This is a genomic window from Sphingomonas pollutisoli, from assembly GCF_029167165.1.
Classification (GTDB): Bacteria; Pseudomonadota; Alphaproteobacteria; order Sphingomonadales; family Sphingomonadaceae; genus Sphingomonas; species Sphingomonas pollutisoli.
On the sequence record NZ_JARFNJ010000001.1, the window covers coordinates 153,614 to 178,332 of the forward strand.

Below are 24,719 nucleotides of genomic sequence, written 5' to 3' on the forward strand. Positions count from 1 at the left end.
CCAGCCCCCTCCCCCAAGCGCGTGGCGCGGAGACGTCAGTCAGACCAGCGATATCTTCCCGGTGGCGCCCGGCGCGGTCAGCGCTCCGAGCAAGCGCAGACCGCGTTCGAGGCGGTCTCGCGAGATCGTCCCGCCGATCGACACGCGCAACGCGGGGGGCGCGGTCGCGCGATCGACAGCGAACGCCTCGCCGCCCACCACCGACAGGCCGTGCGGACGCAGCGCGTTGACGATCTCGCCGGGGTTGGCGTCGGCGTGCAGCCGCATCCATATGTGATAACCCTCGGGCTGATAGTGAAAGCTATCGGGACCGAGAAACTCCGCCGCGAGGGACAGTCGCGTCCGCGCCTCGGCGCGAACCGCGCCGATCAGTTGCTCGAACACGCCGGTACCGATCCAATCCACCACGACCGCCGCGTTGAGCGGCGGTGCCATGATCGCGGTTTCGTGGAGTTCCCCCGCCAGCCCCCAAGCCTGCGCGACCGCCGGCGCACGCAGCCACGCGACCCGCAAACCGGGCGACAGGATTTTCGAAACGCTGGCGATATGCCAGGTCCGGTCCGGCGCGAAGGATGCGATCGGCGGCAAGGGGCGTTCGCGCAAGAGCCCGTAGGCATCGTCCTCGATGATCGTCAGGCCGTGCCGCTCGGCGATCGCCGCGAGCGCCTGGCGACGCTCGACGCGCATCGTTGCCGTCGTCGGATTGTCGTTGGTGGGCACCACATAGATGGCGCGTACGTCCCCTTGTGCGCAGGCGACGTCGAGCGCCTCCGGGATCAAGCCTTCGGCGTCCGAGGCGATGATGGCGAGCCGCAAGCCGTAACGGCGCGCGACCGCCTGAAAGCCCGGATATACGAAACTGCCGACCGCCACAGCGTCGGCCGGTTGCAATGCCGCACTGACGATGGCGTGGAGCGCGTGCTGCCCGCCAGCCGTGACGACAACGGTATCTTCATGACAGGGGATGCCGCGCGCGTTCAGCAGATCGGCCCCGGCCTTGCGCGCCGCGACCATCCCGCCGCTCGGCTGATATTGGAAGAGGGCGGCACCGTCCGGGCGGCCCGACAGAGTTTCCACGGAGTGCCGGAACGCGGCCGCCATGCGCCCGCCCGCAATCTCCGGCGGTGCGTTCATGCCGGTATCCCCGGGTTCGCCGTGGCCGGTTTTCGCGGCGTCCGCCGCCGTCTGGCGAACGAAGCTGCCGCGGCGACCGTCCCCCTCGATCAACCCGAGCCGCCGCACCTCGCCATAGGCACGCGTGACCGTGGTCAGATCGACGCCGAGCGCTTCGGCCAGGCTGCGCTGGGGCGGCAGGCGCATGCCGCCCGTCAAGCTGCCGGCCTGGATATCGCGCGCGAGCGCCTCGGCGATCGCGAGATATTTCGGCCCCGGCACCGCCGCGATATCAGGCATCCAACTTTGCATGGCCGTCACGACATCATCCCGGCTATCATCTCCATACATAAAGCCCATGCAACCATCCGTAAGATGCCGAGGCAGGATCAGTCGCGATGAAGTCCGTACAACTCCTTGCCGTCAAGCGCGGACCGGGCGATTTCGCCCTGATCGTGATGCGCCAGCGACGTATCCAAACAATCCGTTTCCCAGAAGCTCGCATCGGCATAGCAGGCGAGCGCCCGTTCGAGGCGCCCGACCCGCTCCGTCGTTTCGGCGAGCGCTTCGAGCGCCACACGAACCTCGACATAGTCATCGCCGCCGCCTTCTCGGACGATGCGGGCATCGCCCATTCGATCGGCGCCGGCGAGATACGCCGCGGCGATCCGGCGGGCATCGTCAATCAACCGTCGCATGGACTACCCCAGCATCGCGGCGCCGCACACGCCTCCCCCTTAATCGTCGAAATTGCTGCTGCTTTTGGTGCTTTCGCGTCCATGAAGCTGATCCCAGATCTTGTCGGTGCCCGCCTCCTGCGCGCGGTTCACATATTGCGACGCGACCAGCCAGCCCTTGATGGGACGCAGCGGCAAAAGGCAGCCGACCAACATGATCGGCAGCGAGGTGAACAGATGCACCCACCAGACTGGATCGAAAACGACCTGAAACCACACGATGAAGAAGGTCAGCGGGAACGCCACGATGCACAGCGAGAAGAAGGCGGGCCCATCATCCGGCGCCGCGAAGCGATAGTCGAGGCCGCATACCTCGCACCGATCCGCGACCTTCAGCCACGACCGGAACATGCGCCCCTTGCCGCATCGCGGGCACAGGCCTTTCCAGCCGGCTTTCAAGATCCAACGGAGTGTATCGCTTTGGGTATCCTGGGTCACGCGCGCACCGTTTGTTTGCATGTTTATCCATACATAATGTAGAATGTACGGATATCCAGAGGATCCCGGCGCGCCTCCGAAATCTGCCACGCGTCGAGGACCGATACGAGTTGGCTTCCCAGGAACGCCCGCCTGGTCAGTCGCTCTCGAAACGCGAACCGCTCAGGGTACGGCGAAGCGCGTCACGCCAGCCGGCGACGAGGAAGGCGCGTTTGTCCGCAGCCATCGCGGGCTCGAAGCATCGGGCGCGGGACCAAAGCGCGGCGAGTTCGGGCAGGCCCGACCATAATCCGACGGCGAGACCGGCGAGGAAGGCGGCGCCACGCGCCGTCGTCTCGAGATCGCCCGGACGCTCGACCGGCATTTCAAGCAGATCGGCCAGGAACTGCCCGAGCCAGTCGTTCGCGGCCATGCCGCCATCGATACGCATCATCGCCGGTCGCACGCCACCGTCGGCGACCATCGCCTCGATCAGATCCAGCGTCTGGTATCCGACCGACTCGAGCGCCGCGCGAGCGAGGTGGGCGGCGCCCGCGCCGAACGTGAGGCCGTGGATCGAGGCGCGCGCTTCCGGATCCCAATGCGGCGCGCCGAGGCCGACGAAGGCCGGCACCATGTAGACGCCGTGGCTGTCGGGCACCTGTGTCGCCATATCGTGAGTCTGGCTGGCATGGGTGATGACGCCGAGTCCGTCGCGCAGCCACTTCACCGCCGCGCCGGCCGCGAAGATCGAGCCTTCCAGCGCATAGGTGGTGCGCCCGGCGAGGCGATATGCGGGCGTGGTCAGCAGCCGATTGGCCGAACGCAGCGCCTCCTCGCCAGTGTTGAGCAGCATGAAGCAACCGGTACCATAGGTCGATTTGGCGCTGCCGCGCGTGAAACACGCCTGTCCGAACAGGGCCGCTTGCTGATCGCCCGCCATGCCCGCGATCGGGATGGCGGAATCGAACAGCCCCGGCGCGGTCGTGCCGTACAGATGCGCGTTGTCATGGACCTCCGGCAACAATGCCATCGGCACGTCGAGCAACCGGCACAAATCCGCATCCCAGCAGCCCCGGCGGATATCGAACAGCAGCGTGCGCGCGGCGTTGGTGACGTCCGTCGCATGCACTTGCCCCCCGGTCAGACGCCACAGCAGGAAGCTGTCGATGGTTCCGAACGCGAGTTCCCCACGTTCGGCGCGTGCGCGAGCGCCCGGCACATGATCGAGTATCCAGGCGAGTTTGGTGCCCGAGAAGTACGGATCGAGCAGCAATCCGGTCCGCTCGCGCACCATCGGCTCGGCGCCCGACGCCTTCAGGTGTTGGCAGCGCTCGGCGGTGCGCCGGTCTTGCCAGACGATCGCATGGTGGATCGCCGCGCCGGTGCGTCGATCCCACACCAATGTGGTTTCGCGCTGGTTGGTTATGCCGATCGCGGCGATGTCCGCGGCGCGCACGCCGCTCGTGGCGATCGCCTCGCGCGCGGTCGCGAGCGCGTCACGCCAGATCACCTCGGGATCATGCTCGACCCACCCCGGCTCGGGATAAAGCTGGGCGAACTCGCGCTGCGCCGCGGCGACGCGCTTCGCCTGCGAATCGAAGATCAGGCTGCGCGTCGACGTCGTCCCTTGGTCGATCGCCAGAATATGGGTGCCGGCCAACCTCGCTCTCCTGTTCGTTTGTTTTCGTTTGCACGATTTCTCATTTTCGTTCGCGCGTCAACGCTTTCATATTGGCGTTCCTTGCGGTATAGCGAGTCGCAACGGGAGTAAGCGAACCGATGACATCGGGCACAGCGCAAGGGGAGATGATCGACCTTCTGGTCGTCGGCGGCGGCATCAACGGTGCCGGCATCGCGCGCGACGCCGCTGGCCGGGGATTGTCGGTGCTGCTGGTCGAGCAGGACGATCTCGCCGGACATACCTCCTCCGCATCGACCAAGCTGATCCACGGCGGTTTGCGCTACCTGGAATATGGCGAGTTCCGGCTGGTGCGCGAGGCCCTGATCGAGCGCGAGCGGCTTTGGAAGATGGCGCCGCACATCATCTGGCCGCTGCGTTTCGTGCTGCCGCAAACCCATTCGCCCCGGCCCGCCTGGCTGGTCCGCGCCGGGCTGTTTCTGTACGATCATCTCGGCGGCCGCGACGAACTGCCAGGCACGAAGACGGTGCGCCTCGACCGGACGCCCTATGGCGCCGGATTGTCGGCCGGCGGGCGCGGGTTCGTCTATTCGGATTGCTGGGTGGAAGACAGCCGGCTCGTGGTGCTGAACGCACTGGACGCGGCCGAGCGTGGAGCGACGATCCTGACGCGTACCCGCCTCGTCGCGGCTGCGCGCGAGGCGCAAGGATGGGCCGCGACGATCGCCGACGCGGCAGGCGAGCGCCAGGTACGAGCCCGCGCGCTGGTCAATGCCGCCGGCCCGTGGGTGGCGGAGGTGATCGGCCATGTGGCGGGGGCGAAAAGCGAGCGCGGCGTGCGCCTGATCAAAGGCAGCCACGTCGTCGTTCCCAGGCTTTACGAAGGCGATCATGCGTTCATGCTCCAGAACGCCGACCGGCGGATCGTATTCGCCATTCCTTACGAGGGGCGCTTCACGCTGCTGGGCACGACCGACCAACCGTGGGACGGCGCGCCCGCGAAAGCCGCGATCGACGCGGATGAGACCGCCTACATCCTGGAAACCGCCAATCGCTATTTCACCCGCCGCCTCCGCCCGGATGATGTCGTGTGGAGCTATGCCGGCATCCGCCCGCTCTACGACGATCGGAAGGGAAGCGCCTCGGCGGTGACCCGCGATTATGTCCTCGATCTCGACGGCGGACATGGAAAGGCGCCGATGCTGAGCATCTTCGGCGGCAAGATCACGACCTACCGCAAGCTCGCCGAGCACGCGCTGGGTGAGCTCGCGCGGTTCCTGCCGAACGTCGGCCCGGCCTGGACGGCGGGCGCGCCGCTCCCCGGCGGGGCGATGCCGGGCGGCGATTTCGCGCGCTTCCTCGCCGGAATCGAGGCGGAGCGGCCGAATTTCCCGCCCACGCTGCTGCGGCGGCTGGCGCGCGCGTACGGCACGCGGATCACCGAAATCCTCGGTCCGGCGGCCAGCCCGGACGCGCTCGGCGCCGATCTCGGCGGCGGGCTGCACGAAGCGGAGATCGACTATCTCGTGCGTGCCGAATGGGTTCGCACGGCGGAGGACATTCTGTTCCGCCGCTCGAAGCTCGGCCTGCACGTACCGGCCGAGACCGCATCCCGCATCGACACGCTGCTCGCGGCACGTAGCGACCTTTCGCGGAGCGCGGCGGCATGAGCGTCGCCGATGCCGATGATATCGTCGTTCGGCGGCACCGCCGCATCCTGGAACTCGCCCGCCAGACCGGCAGCGTGTCGGTCGAGGCGCTCGCATCACAGCTCGGGGTGACCCCGCAGACGGTGCGGCGTGACCTCAACATCCTCGCCAGTCGCTCGATGCTGTCGCGCGTGCATGGCGGCGCGGTCATCACGTCGGGGGTCGACAATCTCGATCATGACGCGCGAGGACAAGTGGCGGCGGAGGCCAAGGCGGCGATCGGCGCCGCGGTCGCCCGGATCGTGCCCAACGGCGCGAGCCTGTTCATCAACATCGGCACCACCACCGAGGCGATGGCGCGCGCGCTCGTCAACCATCGCGACCTGCTCGTCGTCACCAACAATTTCAACGTCGTCGATATCCTCGTCGATCAGCCCTCGATCGAGGTGATCGCGGCCGGTGGGCGGGTGCGGCCGGGCGACCGCGCGATCGTCGGCGCGCTGGCGATGGATTTCGTGCGCGCGTTCAAGGTCGATATCGCGCTGATCGGCGCGTCCGCGGTCGATCCCGACGGCACCTTGTTCGACTTCGACGTTGACGAGGTGCGCGTCGCGCAAACGATCATCGCGCATGCGCGCAGCACGATCCTCGGAGTCGATCGGACCAAGTTCGGCCGCGCGGCGCCGGTGCGGATCGCCGGACTCGACGCGATCGACCATTTCGTCACCGACCGGCTCGACGACGCGGATCTCGCCGCCGCCTGCGCGGCCGCCGACGTGCATGTGATCGAAACAGAGGCCAGTTGAACCGAACACCATAAGCGCGAGCGACCGGTCATCAGAACCGGCGGTCGGATACAGGAGAGGAAGACGGAATTGAGGCGGGTGCGGCATCTTCGCTGGTGGATTGTGGCATTGATCTGCGCGGGCACGGTCGCGAACTACCTCGCCCGCAACTCGCTGGGCGTGCTCGCACCCGAGCTCAAGCTCCACCTGGCGATGACGACGCAGCAGTACAGCTACGTCGTTGGCGCGTTCCAGCTCGCCTATACGGTGATGCAGCCGGTCGCGGGCTTCATCGTCGATCGTTTCGGGCTGCGCGCGGGCTTCGCTCTGTTCGGGGTCGCCTGGTCGCTGGCCAACATGCTGCATGCCCTGGCCGCCGGCTGGATCAGCCTCGCGCTGTTTCGCGGGCTGCTCGGCCTGGCCGAATCCGCGGCGGTGCCGTCGGGTATCAAGGCCATCGCCGAGTGGTTTCCCGCGCGCGAACGGTCTGTCGCGGTGGGATGGTTCAACGCCGGTACGTCGCTGGGCGCGCTGATTGCGCCACCGCTCCTCGTCGCGGTATCGCTGTGGGCCAACTGGCGCGTGGCCTTCGCGGTCACCGGCGCGGTCGGGTTGCTCTGGGCGGGTGCGTGGTGGATCTTCTACCGATCACCGGGCGAACATCCCGCGATCACCGAAGGCGAGCGCGCGATGATCGCCGCCGATCGACCGGTGAAGCCGTCGCGCCCGGCCAGCGCCGGCGAGATCGTCCGCACCGCGCGCTTCTGGATCATCGCCGTGCCGCGCTTCCTCGCCGAGCCGGCGTGGCAGACGTTCAGCTTCTGGATCCCGCTCTACCTCGCGACCGAGCGCGGCATGGACCTGAAACAGATCGCCCTGTTCGCGTGGCTGCCGTTCCTCGCGGCCGATCTGGGGGGCGTGCTCGGCGGCTATCTGTCGCCGTTCCTGATGCGTCGTGCCGGGCTGCGGCTGGTGCCGTCGCGTGTCGCCGGCGTCGTGCTCGCCGCGCTGCTGATGATCGCGCCTGGATGCATCGGTCTCGCGGTCAGCCCGTATCTCGCCATCGCGCTGTTCTGCATCGGCGGCTTCGCGCACCAGATGCTGTCCGTCCTCATCAACACGCTGTCCGCCGACGTCTTCACCCCGGAAGAGGTCGGCACCGCCAACGGCTTCATCGGCCAAGCCGGCTGGCTGGGCGGCCTGCTGTTCTCGCTGCTGATCGGGCAACTCGCTGACACGATCGGCTACGCCCCGCTTTTCGCGGCCTTGTCGGTGTTCGATCTGATCGGCGCCGCCGTCCTGCTGCTCGGCATGAAGCAGCTTCGTTTGCCGGAGACCGTGCGATGAAACGCGTCACCCTGTCCGATCCGCCGCGCTTCAAGCTCAGCGAGCGCGCGCCTGGCCGCATCACCCTCGCCGCCGATACGGGCGCGATCGCCCATGTGTTCGTTCTCGAAGAGGACGTGATGCGTCTTCTCCTGCTGCCCACCGGCGCCGTCACGAGTCCGCCGAGCTGGGCGATAGCACCGGGCGCAGATGACATCGCCGAGCCCGGACGCGACCGGATGAGCACCGAGGGCTTCTCCTGCCCGCCCCCCCGAATCGCAGAAGACGACGGCATGCTGCGGATCGAGACCGCGCGGCTGCGGCTTACGATCGGCTTGCACGGCTTGCATTGCACCTGGGAGCAACGCGACGGCGACGCCTGGATCGCCGCCGCCGCCGACCGCCCCACCCAGGCTTATGACTTCGGCTGGTGGGACGGCCGCGCGCATCATTACGTCGCGCGCAAACCCGGCGACCGGTTCTTCGGGCTGGGTGATCGCACTGGCGATGTCGATCGCGCCGGCCGACGCTTTCGGCTGACCAATCTCGATCCGATGGGCTTCGACGCGGAGCATAGCGACCCGCTCTACAAAGCGATTCCCTATCTCTTGATCGCCGATGCGGCGGGCCGCTGCCACGGCGCCTTCTATGACAGCGTCGCCGACGTGACGGTCGATCTCGGGCGCGAACTCGACAATTATCATGGCCTCTACCGCCACGTCGTCGCCGACGCGGGCGACCTCGACCTGTGGATGATCGCCGGCCCCGATCCACTGGCGGTAACGCGGCGGTTCACATGGCTGACCGGCCGCCCGGCGCTGATGCCGCGCTGGTCGCTCGGCTATTCGGGTTCGACGATGACCTATACCGACGCGCCCGACGCGTCGACGCAGATGGCGGGTTTTCTCGAGAAATGCGCCGAGCATGATCTCGGCTGCACGTCCTTCCATCTGTCGTCGGGCTATACGTCGATCGGCGACAAGCGGTACGTGTTCCACTGGAACCGCGACAAATTCCCCGATCCGGCGGCGTTCGTCGCATCCTATGCCGAAGCGGGGGTTCGCCTCGTCCCCAACATCAAGCCGGCGTTGCTGCGCAGCCATCCGCGCTATGACGAGGTCGCCGCCGCCGGCCTGTTCGTGGCGGATGCGGAAGGCGTCCCGGTCGAAGCGCAATTCTGGGACGAAGTCGGCAGCTATATCGATTTCACCAAACCGGAGGCGGCGCGCTGGTGGCGCGAACAGGTCACCACCGCCCTGCTCGACACCGGCATCGAGGCGAGCTGGAACGACAACAACGAATATGAGCTATGGGATGCCCGCGCGCGCTTCGCCGGCTTCGGCGCGGCATGCGCCGCCGCGGCAATGCGGCCCGTGCAGCCGATGCTGATGATGCGCGCTTCGCGCCGGGCGCAGCGGGACGCGCGGCCCGATCGGCGCCCCTATGTGGTGACGCGATCCGGTATGGCGGGGCTGCACCGCTACGCCCAGACATGGAGCGGCGACAATCGCACCGAATGGAAGACCATTCGCTACAACGCTCGGCAGTCGATCGGCCTCGCCTTGTCCGGCATTTCCAACAGCGGGCACGATGTCGGCGGGTTTTCGGGACCGGCGCCCTCCCCCGAACTGCTGGTGCGGTGGGTGCAGGCTGGCGTGCTGATGCCGCGCTTCAGCATCCACAGTTGGAATGACGACCGCACCGTGAACGAGCCGTGGATGTACCCCGAGGTGCTGCCCGCGATCCGGCGCTTGATGGCACTGCGGCAGACGCTGCTGCCGTTCCTCTATGATCTGCTTCACCGCTATCACGCGCAGTACGAGCCGATGGTGCGGCCAACCTGGCTCGACTTCCCCGCCGATACGGCCTGTTGGGCGGAAAACGACGATCATCTGCTCGGCCCGGCGCTGCTGGTTCCGTTGGTGTGCGAGCCGGGGGTGACGATGCGGAGCGTGCGGACGCCCGCGGGCGCGGACTGGATCGACGTCTGGACCGGCGCGATGGTCACCGGCGGCCACACGATCACGCTGGACGCGCCGCTGGACGGGCCGCCCCCGCTCCTCGCCCGGGCGGGCTCGGCGATGCTCGTCGATCTCGCGGTCGGCGGCTGGCGGCCCCAGCCCTACACGCGTGGCCTGTGGCTGTTTCCACCACGGGCGGGGGTGTTCGCCTGCGACGCGCTCGAGGATGCCGGCGACGGGGACGGCCCGGTCGATCGATGGCATCTGCGCGGCAGTGCCGATGCCACGCGCATCGACGTGACGCTCAGCCGCGAAGGTCCAGGCACGATCGGCGATGACCGCGTGACGCTCCTACTGCCGCCGGGCGACCCGCGCACGCTGCTGGTCAACGGCGGCGCGGGTGAGCGCGTGACCATCGACGGCCGCGACGGCGTGGTCGTGACGATATCGTCGGGAGAACACCCCGACTGACCACAATCAGTCGATCTTTCACAACCACGCCGCCGACAGTGAATCGCGCGGCATCATGAGGAGGGGATAATGTTGAACTATCGTACCACCGTTTCGAGCGCCGCCCTGGCCGCGATCCTGACGCTGAGCGCGTCACCTGCCTTGGCGCAAACCGCACCGGACGCCGCGCCGCCACGGGAGACCGCGAATCCGCCCGCCGCCCCTGTCGATGCGGCGACGATCGGCGACATCATCGTCACCGCCAACAAGCGCGCGGAGAACATCCAGAGCGTCCCGCTCGCCGTATCGGTCATCGCGCCGGCGCAGCTCGCGGTCGCGGGGGTGCGCAACTTCGCCGATCTCGGCAAGATCGCCCCGTCGCTGGTCGTGCGTCCCGCCGAGCAGCCGCAGAACTCCAACATCTCGCTGCGCGGCGTGGGCACGCTCGCGTTCGGCATCGGTGTCGAATCGAGCGTCGCGGTGCTGGTCGACGAGGTGCCGGTGCCGCTCACCGCGCGCGCGTTCAACGACCTGCCCGACATCGAACGCATCGAGGTTCTGCGCGGGCCGCAGAGTACGCTGTACGGCAAGTCGGCTTCGGCCGGGCTGGTCAATCTCATTACGCGCGACCCGACCGATACCCTGCGCGTGCGCGCCAATGCCGTCGTGACGAGCGATCAGGAACGCGGCGCGAACGTAAGCGTCTCCGGTCCGTTGTCGCCCGATCTCGGCTACGTCTTCTCGGCGGCGTATAATTTCTGGGACGGGAACGTCCACAACGTCTTCGATGACAAGCAGGTCAATGGCCGCGAGGCGGTGAACCTCCGGGGCAAGCTGCGCTGGAAGCCGATGGACGACGCCTCGATCACGCTGTCGCTCAATTACGTCAACGGCAATACCGACGTCGGCCGACCGTTCATTCACGTCGCGCCGGGCGCGCGGCTGCGCGGGGTCGCCGCGCTCGATCCGGCGACGGTGTTCCCCGGCGTGACGATCGGCCCCGACAATCAAGACATCAGCAACAACTTCGATTCGCGCACGAAATATCAGGGCGGCGGCGGCTATCTGCGCGGCGAGTTCGGCGTGTTCGGCGACATGAACCTCATCTCGATCTCGTCGTACGATCGCTATCATCTCGACGACTATCTCGACCAGGACGACACATCCTCGACGACGACGTTCGGCAACAACAATCAGATCGGCTCTTTCGATTCGGAGCAGTTCACGCAGGAACTCCGCCTCCAATCGCCCGGCGACAAGCCCTTCCGCTATACGATCGGCGCCTATGCCGCGACCAACGCGTTCGCACGCGCCTTCGTTCGCGGGCCGTATTTCTCCATCGCGAATTGGGACGCCACCTCCAAATCGCGGCAAGTCGCCGGCTTCGTGCAGGCGGATTGGACGGTATATCCGGGCCTGACGCTGACGGGTGGCGGACGCGTGCAGAACGAGCGCGTGTCTTACTCCTTCGTCGATCACGCGGCGGGCAACGCGGCGTATAGCGGCAAGGCGTATGACACCGCCGGAACGTATCGCGGCAGCATCCGCTACGAATTCACGCCGACCGTCAGCGGGTTCTTCACCTATTCGACCGGGTACAAGGGCCAGACCTACGACCTGACGACCGGCTTCAACCAGAACCGCGCGCTCGCCGGGCCGATCCGCCCCGAACGCTCGCGCGACAAGGAACTGGGCCTGCGCACGCAGTTCTTCGGGCGTCGGCTCACGCTCAACGTCACGCTGTTCGACACCGATTACGACAATCTTCAGGCGCAGACGATCGAAACGCTCGCGGATGGAACCTCGAACTACCGGCTCACCAACGTCGGCGGGCTGAACACCAAGGGTATCGAGTTCGAAGGCTCGGCGACCCTCGCGAGCGATCTCACGCTCGGCGGTTCGGTGACGTACCTCGATGCCAAATATACGTCATTCCCGGTCGCGCAATGTTACCCGCTTCAGACGGCGGCGCTCGGCTGCACCGGCACGCCCGCGCGACAGAATCTCACCGGCACGCGCGTGCCCCAGGCGCCCGAATGGAAGTTCAACTTCAACGCGGATTACTCGCCACGGCTGACCGACACCCTCAACGGCATCGCGCAGGTGAACTGGCAGTATCAAAGCAGCCTCTATTATGCCGCGCGCGACCCCGAGACGTTCCAGCCCGCCTTCCACATCGTCAACCTCGGCATCGGCATTCGCGATGAGGATCGCCGCTGGGAGATCGTCGGCTTCGTCAACAACCTGTTCGACCAGCAATATTACAGCTCCCTGGTCAACACCGCCGGCAATTTCGGCAACCAGATCGCAACCCAGGCGCTGCTGCCGCGCGACTTCCGCCGCTATGGCGGCGTGCGGCTGGCGCTGAACTTCTAAACCAGGGGGGACGACATGCGGAAATGGACACGGGCGCTGACTGCGGCGGCGGCCGCGGCGGCGCTGATCGGCGCCGCGCCCCCCGCCGAACCCCCGTCGCGGCCGGGTGTGGATGCGCCGGAACTCGCGCGCCTCGGCGCCGATCCGGTCGGCGTCGCCGATCTCGAATTGGTTCAGCTCGCCCAGCCGAACGTACTCAAGGGGCAGGACCGGCCTATCGTGGAAGACCGCCATCTGCCGCTCAAGGTCTGGTATCCGGCGACCCGCTCCGGCCCCGGCACGATCTATCGCACGGCGCTTTCTGGCGAAACGGGGGTCGACGTGCCGTTCACGATCCCCGGCGTGGCGACGCCGGATGCGCCGCCACGCAGCGGGCGCTTCCCGCTCGTCATCCTCGCGCATGGCTATGGAAACACGCCCGAACTTCTGGCGTGGCTCGGCGAGAATCTGGCAAGCAAGGGCTATGTCGTCGTCGCCCCCGCGTTTCGCGACCCGCCGATCAGCGATCGCAGCGCATTCGCGTTCGCCGGGCCGCTCAGCCGGCGGCCGCTCGACATCGCCTTCGTCGCGGCGGAGGTACAGCGGCGCGCGCGGGCGGGGCAGGCTCCGTTCGCGGCGGCCGACCCCGACAGCACCGCGCTGATCGGCTATTCGATGGGCGGCTACGGCGTCCTCACCGCCGCAGGCGCGCCGCTCGATCCCTGGCTTGGCGGCACGACGCGCGGCGTGCTCGCGCCCTATGCGGCGGGTGGCGCGAACGCGGATTCGCTCGAGGTCGCGCACCTCAAGGCGGTAGTGGCGATCGCGCCGGCGGTGCGGCTGCAGGACAAGGGGCTCTGGGCCGGGGCGGGCGTGGCGGCGGTCACCGCTCCCACGCTGTTCATCGTCGGCAGCCAGGATCATGTCGTCGGCTATGATCCCGGCGTCCGCACCGCGTTCGACCAGCAGGTCCACGCCCCGCGCTACCTGCTGACCTTCAAGGAAGCCGGCCACAGCATCGCGCTGAGTGGCGCGCCGGCCGAAATGCGCCGCACCTTCTGGGATATCGACTGGCTGGAAGACGCCGTCTGGCGCAAGGACCGGTTGCTCGCGGTGCAGACGCATTTCATCACCGCGTTTCTCGACCGGTACGTGAAAGGCGACGCGGCCAAGGCGAGCTACCTCGACGGACTCGTGCCCGATTCGGACGCCGGTGTGTGGCCGGGTCTGCCGCGCGGCCGCTTCGCCGGTTTCAGCCCCGGCGCGCCGTCCGCGACCGTCTGGAAGGGCTTTCAGCCGAGCAAGGCGACTGGCATGATGTTCGAACACAAGCCCGCGTCATGACGGGCCGGGAGGGAAGCATGAAAACGCTGTTCCGCATGATCGGTGTGCTGATGCCGATAGCGATCGCCGCCGCGCCGCTCGGCGCCCAGGATGCTCCTCCCGCGTCGATGCCGACGCCGACGCTCGCCGCCGGGGATCTGCGGCCGGGCACCGATCTGTCCGGGCCGTGGCATTATTCGATCGATCCGTTCCGCTCGGGCATCGCCGGCTTTCATGGCGAGGCGCCCGATGCCGGCCAGCAACGCTGGCGGGACGTCGATCCGCGCGCGGCGATGGCGTCCGACAACCGCATTCTCTACGAATTCGATCTGGGCCATTCGCCGATCACGACCCTCCCCTCCTCATGGCTGACGGAGGCGCCGGAGTTGCGCCATTATCAGGGGCTGATGTGGTATCAGCGCACCTTCGCGGCGCCAGGCGGGCGGCAGGGCCGCGCCTTCCTCCGCTTCGGGGCGGCGAACTATGCGACAATCGTGTACCTCAACGGCCAGGAAGTCGGCCGGCACGAAGGCGGCTTCACGCCCTTCGCGTTCGAGGTGACGAAGCTGCTGCGCGACGGCGACAACCAGATCACGGTGGGCGTCGATTCGCAGGCGAGCGACACGACCGTGCCCCCCGCCGTCACCGACTGGGAGAATTACGGCGGCATCACCCGGCCGGTCCGCCTGATCGAGACCCCCGCGACCTATGTGGATGATGCGTGGGTGCGGCTGTCGCGTGACGGGCAGTTGGTGGTCGATGTTCATCTCGATGGCCCCCAGGCCGCGAACCGGCCCGTGCACCTGCGCATCGCCGAGTTGAAACTGGACCGCGCCGGCGTCACCGACGCGCAGGGCAATTGGCACGCGACCATGTCGGCGCCGCGCGCCCTCGTTCGCTGGTCGCCCGATCGGCCGAAAATGTATGACGTCGCCGTCGATACGGGCGAGGATGGCTGGCGTGACCGCATCGGGTTCCGCACGATCGCGGTGCGCGGGGCCGACATCCTGCTCAACGGCCGGCCGATCTTCCTGCGCGGCATTTCGATGCATGAGGAGGAACTCGGCGTCGATCCGACCCGCGCGATGACGACCGCCGCCGCGCGCGCCCTGCTGGGCGAGATCAAGGACGGCCTTCACGGCAACTTCGTCCGGCTGGCGCATTACCCGCATTCGGAGGTGACGCTGCGGCTCGCCGACGAAATGGGTCTGCTGGTCTGGAGCGAGATCCCCGTCTACTGGCGCGTGGCGTGGTCCAACCCCGATACGCTGGCGCGCGCGCGAACCATGCTGGCGGAAAACATCCGGCGCGACCGCAACCGGGCATCGGTCGCGATCTGGAGCGTGGCCAACGAAACCCCCGTCACCGACGCGCGTAATACGTTCCTGCGCACGCTGATCGCCGATGTCCGCCGGCTCGACGACACGCGCCTCGTGAGCGCCGCGCTGCTCGTCGAACGATCGAAGGCGGAGAGTCACCCGGTCATGACGCTCGCCGATCCGCTGGCCGACGCGCTCGATGTCATGGCGATCAACACCTATAACGGCTGGTACACGCAGGATCGGCTGACCGACCTTCCCGCGAGCGAATGGCGGGTACCGGCGAACAAGCCGCTGATCTTCTCCGAATTCGGCGCGGACGCACGCGCGGGCTTCCACGATCCGGTCAAGGAACAGAAGTTTTCCGAGGATTTCCAGGCCGGTTACTACCGCTATACGCTGCGGATGGCCGACAGGGTGCCGACGCTGCGCGGCATGTCACCCTGGATTTTGAAGGACTTTCGCTCGCCCCGGCGGCAGAATCCCGATTTCCAGCAAGGCTGGAACCGCAAGGGCCTGATCTCCGAGACGGGCCAGCGCAAACAGGCGTTCGACGTGCTCGCAACCTATTACCAACGCCGCGGCGGCTGACCGAGCGGCGCGACGCCTTGGCGCGACTCCCGCAAGCGAACGAGAGGCGGTCCATAGTTGTCAGCGGGGGAAGAGCTTGGAGCGGGTGAAGGGAATCGAACCCTCGTCGTAAGCTTGGGAAGCTTCTGCTCTACCATTGAGCTACACCCGCGTCGTGCCGTCAGTTGCACCGTCTTCGTGCGCAGGTCAATGCGTTTGCGCGCCGAACGCGGCGCTGTTGCCCGCGCGGTTCGCTAGATTCCGCCCGCCACCACCGCATGCCCGAGCGCTTCCAGCCGCACCGTCAGTTCGGCGAGACAGGCATCGACCAGCGCGGCATCGGTCGCGCGGACGACGAAATTGGCGCCGGTGCGGCCATCGCGGAAGAACGGATAGCTGCCGATCGACACCCCCGCGAACGCACGCTCGGTCGCCCCAAGCAGGTCCGCGACCTCGCTCTCGGCCACCCAGCAGCCGATCGTCCCCGCGACGACCGGGCGCCCGCCTTCCAGCGTTCCGGTCAGCGCGTCGAGCATGCCGGCGGTGATGTGCGGCACGCCGGCCATCACATAGATATTCTCGATATGGATGCCCGGCGCGCCCGACATGCGGTTCTCGATCAGCCCGGCGCCTTCGGGCACGCGCGCCATGCGTTTGCGCGGCTCGGTCAACCCGCCGCGCGTGGCGTAATATGCGTCGAGCGTGGCGAGCGCCTCGGGATGATACACCACCCCCACCCCCAGGGCGGCGGCGATCGCGTCGACCGTGATGTCGTCGTGCGTGGGGCCGATGCCGCCGGTGGTGAACAGATAATCGTTGCGCGCGCGCAAGGCGTTGACCGCCTCGACGATCGCCTCGGTCCGGTCGGGCACGATCCGCACCTCGACGAGCCTGATGCCCTGTACGTTGAGCCAGCTCGCCAGTTGCGCGACGTTCTTGTCCTGCGTCCGGCCGGACAGGATTTCGTCGCCGATCACCGCCAATGCGGCCGTCCAGATGCGCTCGTTCATGCGCACCCGCATAGCCCGCGCGGCCGATCTCGCAAAGGCCGGCCGTTGTCGCTATATGCCGGTGATGACCGATTATATCACCGTCACCGCCGACTCGGACACGGGCCGTACCGGCGCGATCAAGCTGCATGGCCCCGAGGCGTTCGAAGGAATGCGGCGCGCGGGCCGGCTCGCCGCCGAGACGCTGGACATGATCGTGCCGCATATGGTTCCGGGCGTCACGACGGGCGAGATCGACGACCTCGTGCGCACCTTCACGCTCGATCACGGCGCGGTTCCCGCGACGCTCGGCTATCGTGGCTACGCGCATTCGTGCTGCATTTCGATCAACCATGTCGTGTGCCACGGCATTCCGGGCGAGAAGACGCTCAAATCGGGCGACATCGTCAATGTCGATGTCACGCCGCTGCTCGATGGCTGGCACGGCGATACCAGCCGCATGTATCTGATCGGCGACGTGCCGATCAAAGCCAAGCGGCTCGTCGACGTAACCTATGAATGCCTGATGCTCGGCATCGAGCAGGCCAAGCCCGGCAACCATCTCGGCGATATTGGCCATGTCATTCAGCGCCATGCCGAGAGCCACCGCTACGGCGTGGTGCGGGACTTTTGCGGCCATGGCGTCGGCAGGATGTTCCATGATGCGCCCGAGGTGGTCCATGTCGGCCGGCCCGGTACCGGGCCGGAGTTGAAGCCCGGTATGATCTTCACGATCGAGCCGATGATCAACATCGGCCGCCCGGACGTGAAGCTGCTAGACGATGGCTGGACCGCGGTGACGCGAGACCGCTCGCTGTCCGCGCAGTTCGAACACTCGATCGGCATCACCGAAGACGGCTGCGAGATCTTCACCGGCAGCCCAAAGGGGTTCGACCGCCCGCCCTATTGAGGCGGGTGACGAACACCGCGCATCGCCCCGCCTCATCGTCACCCCAGCGTGCGCTGGGGTTGATGCGGACGATGGAACGACGTGGGCGAGCGCAAACCACGTGCCACAAAATACGGCACCTTTCGCCCGCATGCGCGTGTGTTAGGCATTCCCGCCGCACGGCGGTCGCCGCTTTGCGAGGTTGCAGGCCGCGCGCGCGAGTGGCACGTTTGTTGTAAGGTGCGGCGCGGGTGTTGTGCCGTTAACGACCGGGGGCTGTTGCGTGAAGAAGATCGAGGCGATCATCAAGCCGTTCAAACTCGATGAGGTGAAGGAAGCGCTCCACGAAGTCGGTGTGTCGGGCATCACCGTGACCGAGGCCAAGGGGTTCGGGCGCCAGAAGGGCCATACCGAACTCTATCGTGGCGCCGAATATGTCGTGGATTTCCTCCCGAAAGTGAAACTCGAAGTGGTGGTGGAGGACGGCATCGCCGACCGCGTGGTCGAGGCGATCGCCGCGGCGGCGCAGACCGGCCGGATCGGTGACGGCAAGATCTTCGTGATCCCCGTCGAAACGGTGCTGCGCATCCGCACCGGCGAGCGCAATGAGGACGCGGTCTGACGAACGTTTGACGCGCCGCAGCATAATGTGACAGGCAACGCTCCTCCGGGAGCAACATTGATTCTCCGGCCGGGCCGGACGAGCGAACCAGAAAGGGTTGGGACATATGGCTAATTCCGCGAACGACGTCCTGAAGATGATCAAGGACCAGGAGATCGAATGGGTCGATGTCCGCTTCACCGACCCCAAGGGCGCCTGGCACCACCTGACGATGTGCTCGGCGGTGATCGGCGAGAACGAACTGACCGACGGCCTGATGTTCGACGGCTCCTCGATCGAGGGCTGGAAGGAGATCAACGAATCGGACATGATCCTGAAGCCGGATCTGGACGCCGTGTATGTCGATCCGTTCAGCGCGACGCCGATGCTCATCATCGTCTGCGACATCGTCGAGCCGTCGGACGGCTCGCTCTACACGCGCGATCCGCGCTCGACCGCGAAGCGCGCCGAGGCGTACCTCAAGGAAACCGGCCTCGGCGACACCGTCTATGTCGGCCCCGAACCCGAATTCTTCATGTTCGACAGCGTCGAATTCGACACGACCTACAACGGCAGCTTCTTCAAGGTCGATGACGTCGAACTGCCGACCAACACCGGCACGAAGTATGAGAGCGGCAACCTCGGCCACCGTCCGCGCGCCAAGGGCGGCTATTTCCCGGTCGGCCCGGTCGATGTCACCACCGACATCCGCGCGGAGATGGTCTCGACGCTGATCGAGATGGGCCTGCCGATGGACAAGCACCATCACGAGGTCGCCGGTTCGCAGCACGAGCTCGGCCTCACCTTCGGCAAGCTGGTCGAGACCTGCGACCGCATCCAGATCTACAAGTATGTCGTGAAGATGGTCGCGCAGGCCTATGGCAAGACCGCGACCTTCATGCCCAAGCCCATCAAGATGGACAATGGCTCGGGCATGCACACCCACATGTCGATCTGGAACAAGGGCGAGAACACCTTCGCCGGCAACGGCTATGCGGGCCTGTCGGACACTTGCCTGTACTTCATCGGCGGCGTCATCAAGCACGCCAAGGCGATCAACGCCTTCACCAACCCGACCACCAACAGCTACAAGCGTTTGGTGCCGGGCTTCGAGGCGCCGGTGCTGCTCGCCTATTCGGCGCGCAACCGCTCGGCATCGTGCCGCATTCCGTATGGCGCCGGCACCAAGGCCAAGCGCGTCGAGTTCCGCTTCCCCGATCCGCTCGCCAACGCCTATCTCGGCACCTCGGCGCTGCTGATGGCGGGCATCGACGGCATCCAGAACAAGATCCATCCCGGCGAGGCGATGGACAAGAACCTGTACGATCTGCCGCCGGCCGAGCTGTCGCTCGTCCCGACGGTGTGCGGCTCGCTGCGCGAAGCGCTGGAGAGCCTGATCGCCGACCACGAGTTCCTGCTCAAGGGCGGCGTGTTCACGCAGGACCAGATCGATGCGTATATCGAGCTCAAGTGGGCCGAAGTGTATCGCTGGGAAATGCAGCCGAGCCCGGTCGAGTTCGATATGTACTACAGCGCCTGAGGCGCTGTCGGCCGGCGCCGCCCACGCGGCGGCCGACGACGCGGGCTTTGCCTGCGGCGGATTTGGAAAAGGCGTCCGGAGCGATCCGGGCGCCTTTTTTCGTTCAATCAGCGGGCAGCTCCGTTCGTTCCGAGCATAGCCCAGGAACCAGCGCACCGCGCCCGTGTCTCGACTGCGCTCGACACGAGCGGGTTGGCGGAATTGACACAGACAGGCTGACGTAGCCGACCCGAACGGGCCCGCAGAGCCAACCCGAACGGCCGGCGGGGGCGAGCCCCGCCCCCGCCCTTACCGCCCCAGCAACACGCGAGCCTGCCCCGCGATCTGTGCGAGCATTGCCGCGCTCGGCGCCGGCGTGCTGCGCGCGCGGTCGATGCCGGCGCGGAATTGCGCGACGCGGCTGGCGTTGTCGGCGAGCCAGCTCTCGACGCGCGCCTGCGGATCGCCGGTCTTGGCGCCGTCGGCGCCGCGCGCGAGGAATTCCAGCCGCAATTGCTGGAAATCACGCGCGAGGCCCGCGATCAGCAGGCGCTCCCAAGGATCGCTCGATGCGATGCGCGCGGCATTCGCCTGCGCCCAATCGAGCCCCAGCGCCTGCCCCAGCCGCGTGAACGCGCGCGTCAGCACGATCTCGTCGAGGCCGACGCGCTGGCCCAGATCGGCCAGCCCGACGGCGCCGTCCAGTTCGAACAAACGCACCACCTTCTGCGCGAGCGCGCGCGGCGCGCCGACCGCTTCCAGACTGGTGGCGATGCGCGCGCTCTGGCTGCTCGCTTCCTCCAGCAACAGCGCCTTGGTCTGCCGATCGAGCTGCCCGATACCGGCGCCGATCCGCGCCATCACCACGCCCGGCCCCGTGCCGCTCTTCGTGACGCGGAGCAGATCGGCGATGTGCGATCGTGTCGCCACCGCGACCTCATCGAACAGGGCGATGCGTGCGGCCTCGGGCATCGCCGCCGTCTCGATCTCCGCCCACAGCGTCGGCAGGTCGAACAGCCGTTCCGCGACGACGAACATCGCCGCGATGTCGGAGAGCGCCGCGCCCTCCTCCTCGGCCAGTTCGAACGGATGGAGCATGCCAAGCCGGTTGATGATCCGGTTGGCGAGCTTGGTCGCGACGATTTCGCCGCGCAGCCGATGCCGGTCGATCGCCGTCTTGTATTTCTTGCGCATCGCCGGCGGGAAGGCGGCGTGCAGATCCGGCGCGAGATCGGCATCCTCACCCAGACCGCCATGCTCGATCGCCGCTTGCAACGCGAGCTTGGCGGTCGCCAGCAGCACCGCCAGCTCGGGACGGGCCAAGCCGAAACCCTCCTGCGCGCGGCGCAAGAGGATGTCGTTCGCCGCGAGCCCCTCAACCGCCCGGTCGAGGCTGCCAGCCGCCTCGAAGACCTCGATAAGCCGTACGTAACTGGGGACGTCACGCGCGCCCGCGCCCTCGGCGATCGACAGGGCCAGCGTCTGGAGGCGGTTATCCTCCAGCACGATATGCGCGACGTCGTCCGTCATCGTGGCGAGCAGCGCGTTGCGCTTCTCATAGGCGAGCCGCCCCTCGATCATCTCGCGGTTGAGCGCGATCTTGATATTCACCTCATTGTCCGAGCAATCGACGCCCGCCGAATTGTCGATGAAGTCGGTGTTGATCCGCCCGCCCTTGAGCGCGAAGGCGATGCGCCCGGCCTGCGTCACGCCAAGGTTCGCGCCCTCGCCGATCGCCGTCGCGCGGACCTGCTCGGCATCGACGCGCAGCCGATCGTTGGCGGGATCGCCGACCTGGATGTTGTTCTCGGCCGCCGCCTTCACATAGGTGCCGATGCCGCCGAACCACAGCAGATCGACCGGGGCTTTCAGGATCGCCGAGATCAGCGCACCCGGTTCGAGCTCCGCCGCCTCGATGCCGAGCACGGCGCGGATCTGTTTGGAGAGCTTGATGACCTTGTCGGTGCGCGGGAACACGCCGCCGCCCTTGGAGATCAGGCTCGCGTCGTAATCGGCCCACGACGAGCGCGGCAGCGCGAACATGCGTGCGCGCTCGTTCCAACTCGCCGCCGGATCGGGATCGGGATCAAGGAAGATGTGGCGGTGATCGAACGCCGCGACGATCTTGAGCGTCTTCGAGAGCAGCATGCCGTTGCCGAACACGTCGCCCGACATGTCGCCGCAGCCGACCACCCGGATCGGCTGGGTCTGCACGTCGATGCCCCGCTCGGCGAAATGGCGCTGAACCGATACCCACGCGCCGCGCGCGGTGATCGCCATCGCCTTGTGATCGTAGCCGACCGAGCCGCCGCTCGCGAACGCGTCGCCCAGCCAGAAGCCGTGCTCGATCGCGATCGCGTTGGCGACATCGGAGAAGGTCGCCGTGCCCTTATCGGCGGCGACAACGAAATAGGGATCGTCACCGTCATGCACGACGACATCGGCGGGATGCGTCACCGCGCCCTCGACGATATTGTCGGTGACCGAGAGGAGCGCGCGGATGAACACGCGGTAGCTTTCGGTGCCCTCCGCCAACCACGCGTCGCGGTTCGAAGGCGAAGGCAGTTGCTTGGGATAGAAACCGCCCTTGGCACCGGTCGGTACGATCACCGCGTTCTTGACGCGCTGCGCCTTCATCAGCCCGAGGATTTCGGTGCGGAAATCGTCACGCCGGTCGGACCAGCGCAGACCGCCCCGCGCGACGGGGCCGGCGCGGAGATGGATGCCTTCGACACGCGGGCTGTACACCCAGATTTCGCGCCACGGCAGCGGCGCCGGCAGCCCGGGAATCGCGTGGCTGTCGAGCTTGAACGCGAGCGCCGCCTGCCCGGCGGGCGCGAAGGCGTTGGTGCGCAGGGTCGCGGCGATCACGCTGCGCAGCGCGCGCAGGATGCGATCGTCGTCGATCGCCGAGACTCCGTCCAGCCCGTGTTCGATCGCGGCATCGGCTGCGGCGACATCGCGACGCTTGCGCGCGGGATCATGCGCGGCATCGAAGCGCTCGATCAACGCCGCCGCGACCTTGGGCGCACGCCGCAACGCATCCGAGACGGTGGCGAGGCCATAGGTCAGCCCCGCCTGGCGCAGATAGCGGAACCAGGCGCGCAGCAGCACCACCGAACGCGGGGCCACGCCGGCGTCGATGATCAGCCGGTTGAACGCGTCATTCTCGGCCGCGCCCTCCAACACGGCGCGAATCGCCTCCTCCAGCACGGCGACATCACCGGCCAGCGGATCGCCCGCCGTCTCGACGAGGAATTCATGGACGAAGCTCCTGCCCTCGTCGCTGAGTGCGGTCGGCTGCTCCTCGATCACGCGGAAGCCGAAATTCTCCAGCACGGGCACCGCGTCCGACAAGGCCAAGGCACCGCCCTGCCGGTAGATGTTGAGCCGAAGCGCCCCGGCCGCGTCGCGGTAGAGCCGCACCGAACGCGCATCGGGCGTCTCCAACCGCGCGAGGCGGACGATGTCGCTCGCCGCTTCCTCCGGCGACTTGGCGTTGCGATAGCCCTGCGGGAAGCTCGCGGCATAGCGGAGCGCCAGCCGCGTCGCGCGCGCCGGCTCGACCTGTTCGCCCAGCGCCGCCTCGACCGCAGGAACCCAACCGCGCACCATCCGCGCGATCCGCGCGTCGAGCGCGGCGGCATCAGGCATCACCCCCGCCCCGCGCAGATCGAGCGTGTAGCGCATCAGCGCGGTCACGCCGTCCATCGCGATCGCCCAATTGAGCAGGCTGCCGTTCGCGGCCTCGACCAGCAACTCGCCGATCGCGACGCGCCGCCCGGTGGTAAGGTCGTCACGCGGCAGCCAGACGAACGCGAACAGATGCCTCCCAAGGATGCTGCGCACCAGCACCAGCTTGGGGCGTGGCCGGTCGGCGAGCGACATGGCGGTGAGCGCCAGTTCCTCGAGCGCATCGGGCGCGAAACCCGTCGCGAGATCGTGCGGCAGCGAGGCGAGCGCATGCGTCAGCGCCTTGCCGGCATGGCCGTTGGGATCGAAGCCGAACTTCTTCTCGAGCGCCGCCAGCCGCGTGCGCAGCACCGGCACCTCCTGCGGCGGCGACGCGACCGCCCCGCTCGTCCACAGGCCGGCGTGGATCGACAGGCCCACGACCTCGCCATCGCTCAGCACCGGCACCAGCGCGAGATCGAGCGGCACCTGGCGATGCACCGACGAAATCTGGTTGGACTTAAGCAGCAGCGGCGCCTCGCCCCCCTTGGCGAACCACGCCATCGCCAGTTCGCGCGACGTTTCCGCGAGGATCGGCACGGCATGGCCGTTGCGCGCGATGCCCAGCGCGGAGACCAGCCCATCGTGCCACAATTCGTGCGCGAGCAGGGTGAAGTTGCGATCGAGGAACCAGCGCAGCAGCGCCGCGCCCTCGCTGTCGCCGAGGGCGTCCGCATCGGCGGCCATCGCGGCCTGCAATGCGTCCCAATCCTGCACCGCCGCGCGCACGTCGGCGAGGCTGTGTTCGAGCGCGGCGATCAGCTCGCGCCGGTCGCGCGCGTCGGCCCGTTCCAGTTCGAGATAGATCATCGATTCGGGTGTGCCGCCCGCCCCGGCATCGCCGATCGCGGTGAGATTGCCCTCGGCGTCGCGGGTCGCGCCGATCACGGGGTGGATGATGCGGTCGATCGCGACGTCATGCGCGCCGATCACGGCGGCGATCGAATCGACGAGGAACGGCATGTCGTCGTTGATGATGGCGAGGCGCATGCGGCGGCGCGGATCGGTGACCGCGAGCGGTTCCAGTGCGAGCACCGGCGTACCGGGACGCCGCTTCGCGCCCGTCGCCGCGACGAACGCGGCCGCCTCCCTGCACGCCGCTTTGTCGAATCCCTGCAGCTCGCCCGGCAGCGCATTCTTGGTCAACCGGGCGGCGAGCGCCTCCGCCAGCGGTTTCTGCGTCGTCTTTGCCATGCCTCGTCCCATGCGTGTTCGTGTGCGAACTCTATAGGGTGCGGATTTGGTTGGGGCACCCTGTAGCGGGTAACCTGATGCGAAAAAATCAGGCAGACATCCGGCGGACTGCCTGATTAAGCAGCACGGAATCGTTGCCGCGCGTCAG

At 67.3% G+C, this 24,719-nt stretch carries 16 protein-coding genes and 1 tRNA gene; 10 read left to right on the top strand and 7 right to left on the bottom strand.

Annotation, left to right across the window (positions count from 1 at the left end; genetic code table 11):
• Positions 1–39 precede the first annotated feature (39 nt).
• The 4 genes from PX554_RS00740 to glpK all read right to left on the bottom strand — a co-directional run bounded on the left by PX554_RS00740 (position 40) and on the right by glpK (position 3,930).
• Positions 40–1,413 (bottom strand): aminotransferase-like domain-containing protein, encoded by a 1,374-nt coding sequence (locus PX554_RS00740; protein WP_275498104.1) that lies wholly within the window; start codon positions 1,411–1,413, stop codon positions 40–42.
• A gap of 89 nt (positions 1,414–1,502) precedes the next feature.
• Entirely contained in the window at positions 1,503–1,811 is a 309-nt protein-coding gene (locus PX554_RS00745) for a hypothetical protein (protein WP_093226375.1), read from the bottom strand.
• A gap of 39 nt (positions 1,812–1,850) precedes the next feature.
• On the bottom strand, positions 1,851–2,309 hold the full coding sequence (locus PX554_RS00750) for a DUF983 domain-containing protein (RefSeq protein ID WP_093226377.1): 459 nt from the start codon (positions 2,307–2,309) through the stop codon (positions 1,851–1,853).
• 115 nt (positions 2,310–2,424) lie between these two features.
• Positions 2,425–3,930, bottom strand: a complete 1,506-nt coding sequence (gene glpK / locus PX554_RS00755; protein ID WP_093226378.1) for a glycerol kinase GlpK — start codon at positions 3,928–3,930, stop codon at positions 2,425–2,427.
• Between the two features lie 119 nt (positions 3,931–4,049).
• Here glpK and PX554_RS00760 point away from each other — a divergent pair, with 119 nt between their 5' ends.
• From PX554_RS00760 to PX554_RS00790, 7 genes are all read left to right on the top strand, one after another.
• Entirely contained in the window at positions 4,050–5,579 is a 1,530-nt protein-coding gene (locus PX554_RS00760) for a glycerol-3-phosphate dehydrogenase (RefSeq protein ID WP_275498108.1), read from the top strand.
• Positions 5,576–6,364 carry a DeoR/GlpR family DNA-binding transcription regulator gene (locus tag PX554_RS00765; protein WP_275498110.1) on the top strand — a complete coding sequence of 263 codons (789 nt, stop codon included), beginning with the start codon at positions 5,576–5,578 and terminating at the stop codon, positions 6,362–6,364. The genes PX554_RS00760 and PX554_RS00765 overlap by 4 nt, the downstream gene beginning before the upstream one ends.
• A gap of 69 nt (positions 6,365–6,433) precedes the next feature.
• The gene (locus PX554_RS00770) at positions 6,434–7,690 is read left to right on the top strand and encodes an MFS transporter (protein WP_275498112.1); all 1,257 of its coding nucleotides are present in this window, start codon (positions 6,434–6,436) and stop codon (positions 7,688–7,690) included.
• Positions 7,687–10,101, top strand: coding sequence for a glycoside hydrolase family 31 protein (locus tag PX554_RS00775; RefSeq protein WP_275498115.1), 2,415 nt, complete (start codon positions 7,687–7,689; stop codon positions 10,099–10,101). Before PX554_RS00770 ends, PX554_RS00775 begins: the two co-directional genes overlap by 4 nt.
• A gap of 69 nt (positions 10,102–10,170) precedes the next feature.
• Entirely contained in the window at positions 10,171–12,456 is a 2,286-nt protein-coding gene (locus tag PX554_RS00780; protein WP_275498116.1) for a TonB-dependent receptor, read from the top strand.
• A 15-nt stretch (positions 12,457–12,471) separates the two neighbouring features.
• Complete coding sequence (locus tag PX554_RS00785) at positions 12,472–13,779, top strand: alpha/beta hydrolase family protein (protein ID WP_093226386.1); 1,308 nt, start codon at positions 12,472–12,474, stop codon at positions 13,777–13,779.
• Between the two features lie 17 nt (positions 13,780–13,796).
• Positions 13,797–15,668, top strand: coding sequence for a glycoside hydrolase family 2 protein (locus PX554_RS00790; RefSeq protein ID WP_275498117.1), 1,872 nt, complete (start codon positions 13,797–13,799; stop codon positions 15,666–15,668).
• 77 nt (positions 15,669–15,745) lie between these two features.
• On the opposite strand, the gene PX554_RS00795 is transcribed toward PX554_RS00790, so the two are convergent.
• Positions 15,746–15,819 (bottom strand) — tRNA-Gly (locus PX554_RS00795).
• 82 nt (positions 15,820–15,901) lie between these two features.
• Positions 15,902–16,657 (bottom strand): competence/damage-inducible protein A, encoded by a 756-nt coding sequence (locus PX554_RS00800; RefSeq protein WP_275498118.1) that lies wholly within the window; start codon positions 16,655–16,657, stop codon positions 15,902–15,904.
• 64 nt (positions 16,658–16,721) lie between these two features.
• On the opposite strand from PX554_RS00800, the gene map reads away from it, so the two are divergent.
• The 3 genes from map (at position 16,722) to glnA (ending at position 19,666) form a co-directional block, all read left to right on the top strand.
• The gene (map, locus tag PX554_RS00805; protein WP_275498940.1) at positions 16,722–17,546 is read left to right on the top strand and encodes a type I methionyl aminopeptidase; all 825 of its coding nucleotides are present in this window, start codon (positions 16,722–16,724) and stop codon (positions 17,544–17,546) included.
• A gap of 262 nt (positions 17,547–17,808) precedes the next feature.
• Entirely contained in the window at positions 17,809–18,147 is a 339-nt protein-coding gene (locus tag PX554_RS00810; RefSeq protein WP_069206832.1) for a P-II family nitrogen regulator, read from the top strand.
• Between the two features lie 106 nt (positions 18,148–18,253).
• Positions 18,254–19,666 (top strand): type I glutamate--ammonia ligase, encoded by a 1,413-nt coding sequence (gene glnA, locus PX554_RS00815; protein WP_093226390.1) that lies wholly within the window; start codon positions 18,254–18,256, stop codon positions 19,664–19,666.
• 288 nt (positions 19,667–19,954) lie between these two features.
• Here glnA and PX554_RS00820 read toward each other — a convergent pair whose 3' ends face one another.
• On the bottom strand, positions 19,955–24,571 hold the full coding sequence (locus PX554_RS00820; RefSeq protein WP_093226392.1) for an NAD-glutamate dehydrogenase: 4,617 nt from the start codon (positions 24,569–24,571) through the stop codon (positions 19,955–19,957).
• Positions 24,572–24,719: the final 148 nt, after the last annotated feature.

What these genes read in the sequence shown, in the direction of transcription:
- PX554_RS00740 (WP_275498104.1), bottom strand. Translation starts at nt 1,413, where the DNA reads ATGCCTGATATCGCGGCGGTGCCGGGGCCGAAATATCTCGCGATCGCC.
- PX554_RS00745 (WP_093226375.1), bottom strand. Translation starts at nt 1,811, where the DNA reads ATGCGACGGTTGATTGACGATGCCCGCCGGATCGCCGCGGCGTATCTC.
- PX554_RS00750 (WP_093226377.1), bottom strand. Translation starts at nt 2,309, where the DNA reads ATGCAAACAAACGGTGCGCGCGTGACCCAGGATACCCAAAGCGATACA.
- PX554_RS00760 (WP_275498108.1), top strand. Translation starts at nt 4,050, where the DNA reads ATGACATCGGGCACAGCGCAAGGGGAGATGATCGACCTTCTGGTCGTC.
- PX554_RS00765 (WP_275498110.1), top strand. Translation starts at nt 5,576, where the DNA reads ATGAGCGTCGCCGATGCCGATGATATCGTCGTTCGGCGGCACCGCCGC.
- PX554_RS00775 (WP_275498115.1), top strand. Translation starts at nt 7,687, where the DNA reads ATGAAACGCGTCACCCTGTCCGATCCGCCGCGCTTCAAGCTCAGCGAG.
- PX554_RS00780 (WP_275498116.1), top strand. Translation starts at nt 10,171, where the DNA reads ATGTTGAACTATCGTACCACCGTTTCGAGCGCCGCCCTGGCCGCGATC.
- PX554_RS00785 (WP_093226386.1), top strand. Translation starts at nt 12,472, where the DNA reads ATGCGGAAATGGACACGGGCGCTGACTGCGGCGGCGGCCGCGGCGGCG.
- PX554_RS00790 (WP_275498117.1), top strand. Translation starts at nt 13,797, where the DNA reads ATGAAAACGCTGTTCCGCATGATCGGTGTGCTGATGCCGATAGCGATC.
- PX554_RS00800 (WP_275498118.1), bottom strand. Translation starts at nt 16,657, where the DNA reads ATGAACGAGCGCATCTGGACGGCCGCATTGGCGGTGATCGGCGACGAA.
- map (WP_275498940.1), top strand. Translation starts at nt 16,722, where the DNA reads ATGACCGATTATATCACCGTCACCGCCGACTCGGACACGGGCCGTACC.
- glnA (WP_093226390.1), top strand. Translation starts at nt 18,254, where the DNA reads ATGGCTAATTCCGCGAACGACGTCCTGAAGATGATCAAGGACCAGGAG.
- PX554_RS00820 (WP_093226392.1), bottom strand. Translation starts at nt 24,571, where the DNA reads ATGGCAAAGACGACGCAGAAACCGCTGGCGGAGGCGCTCGCCGCCCGG.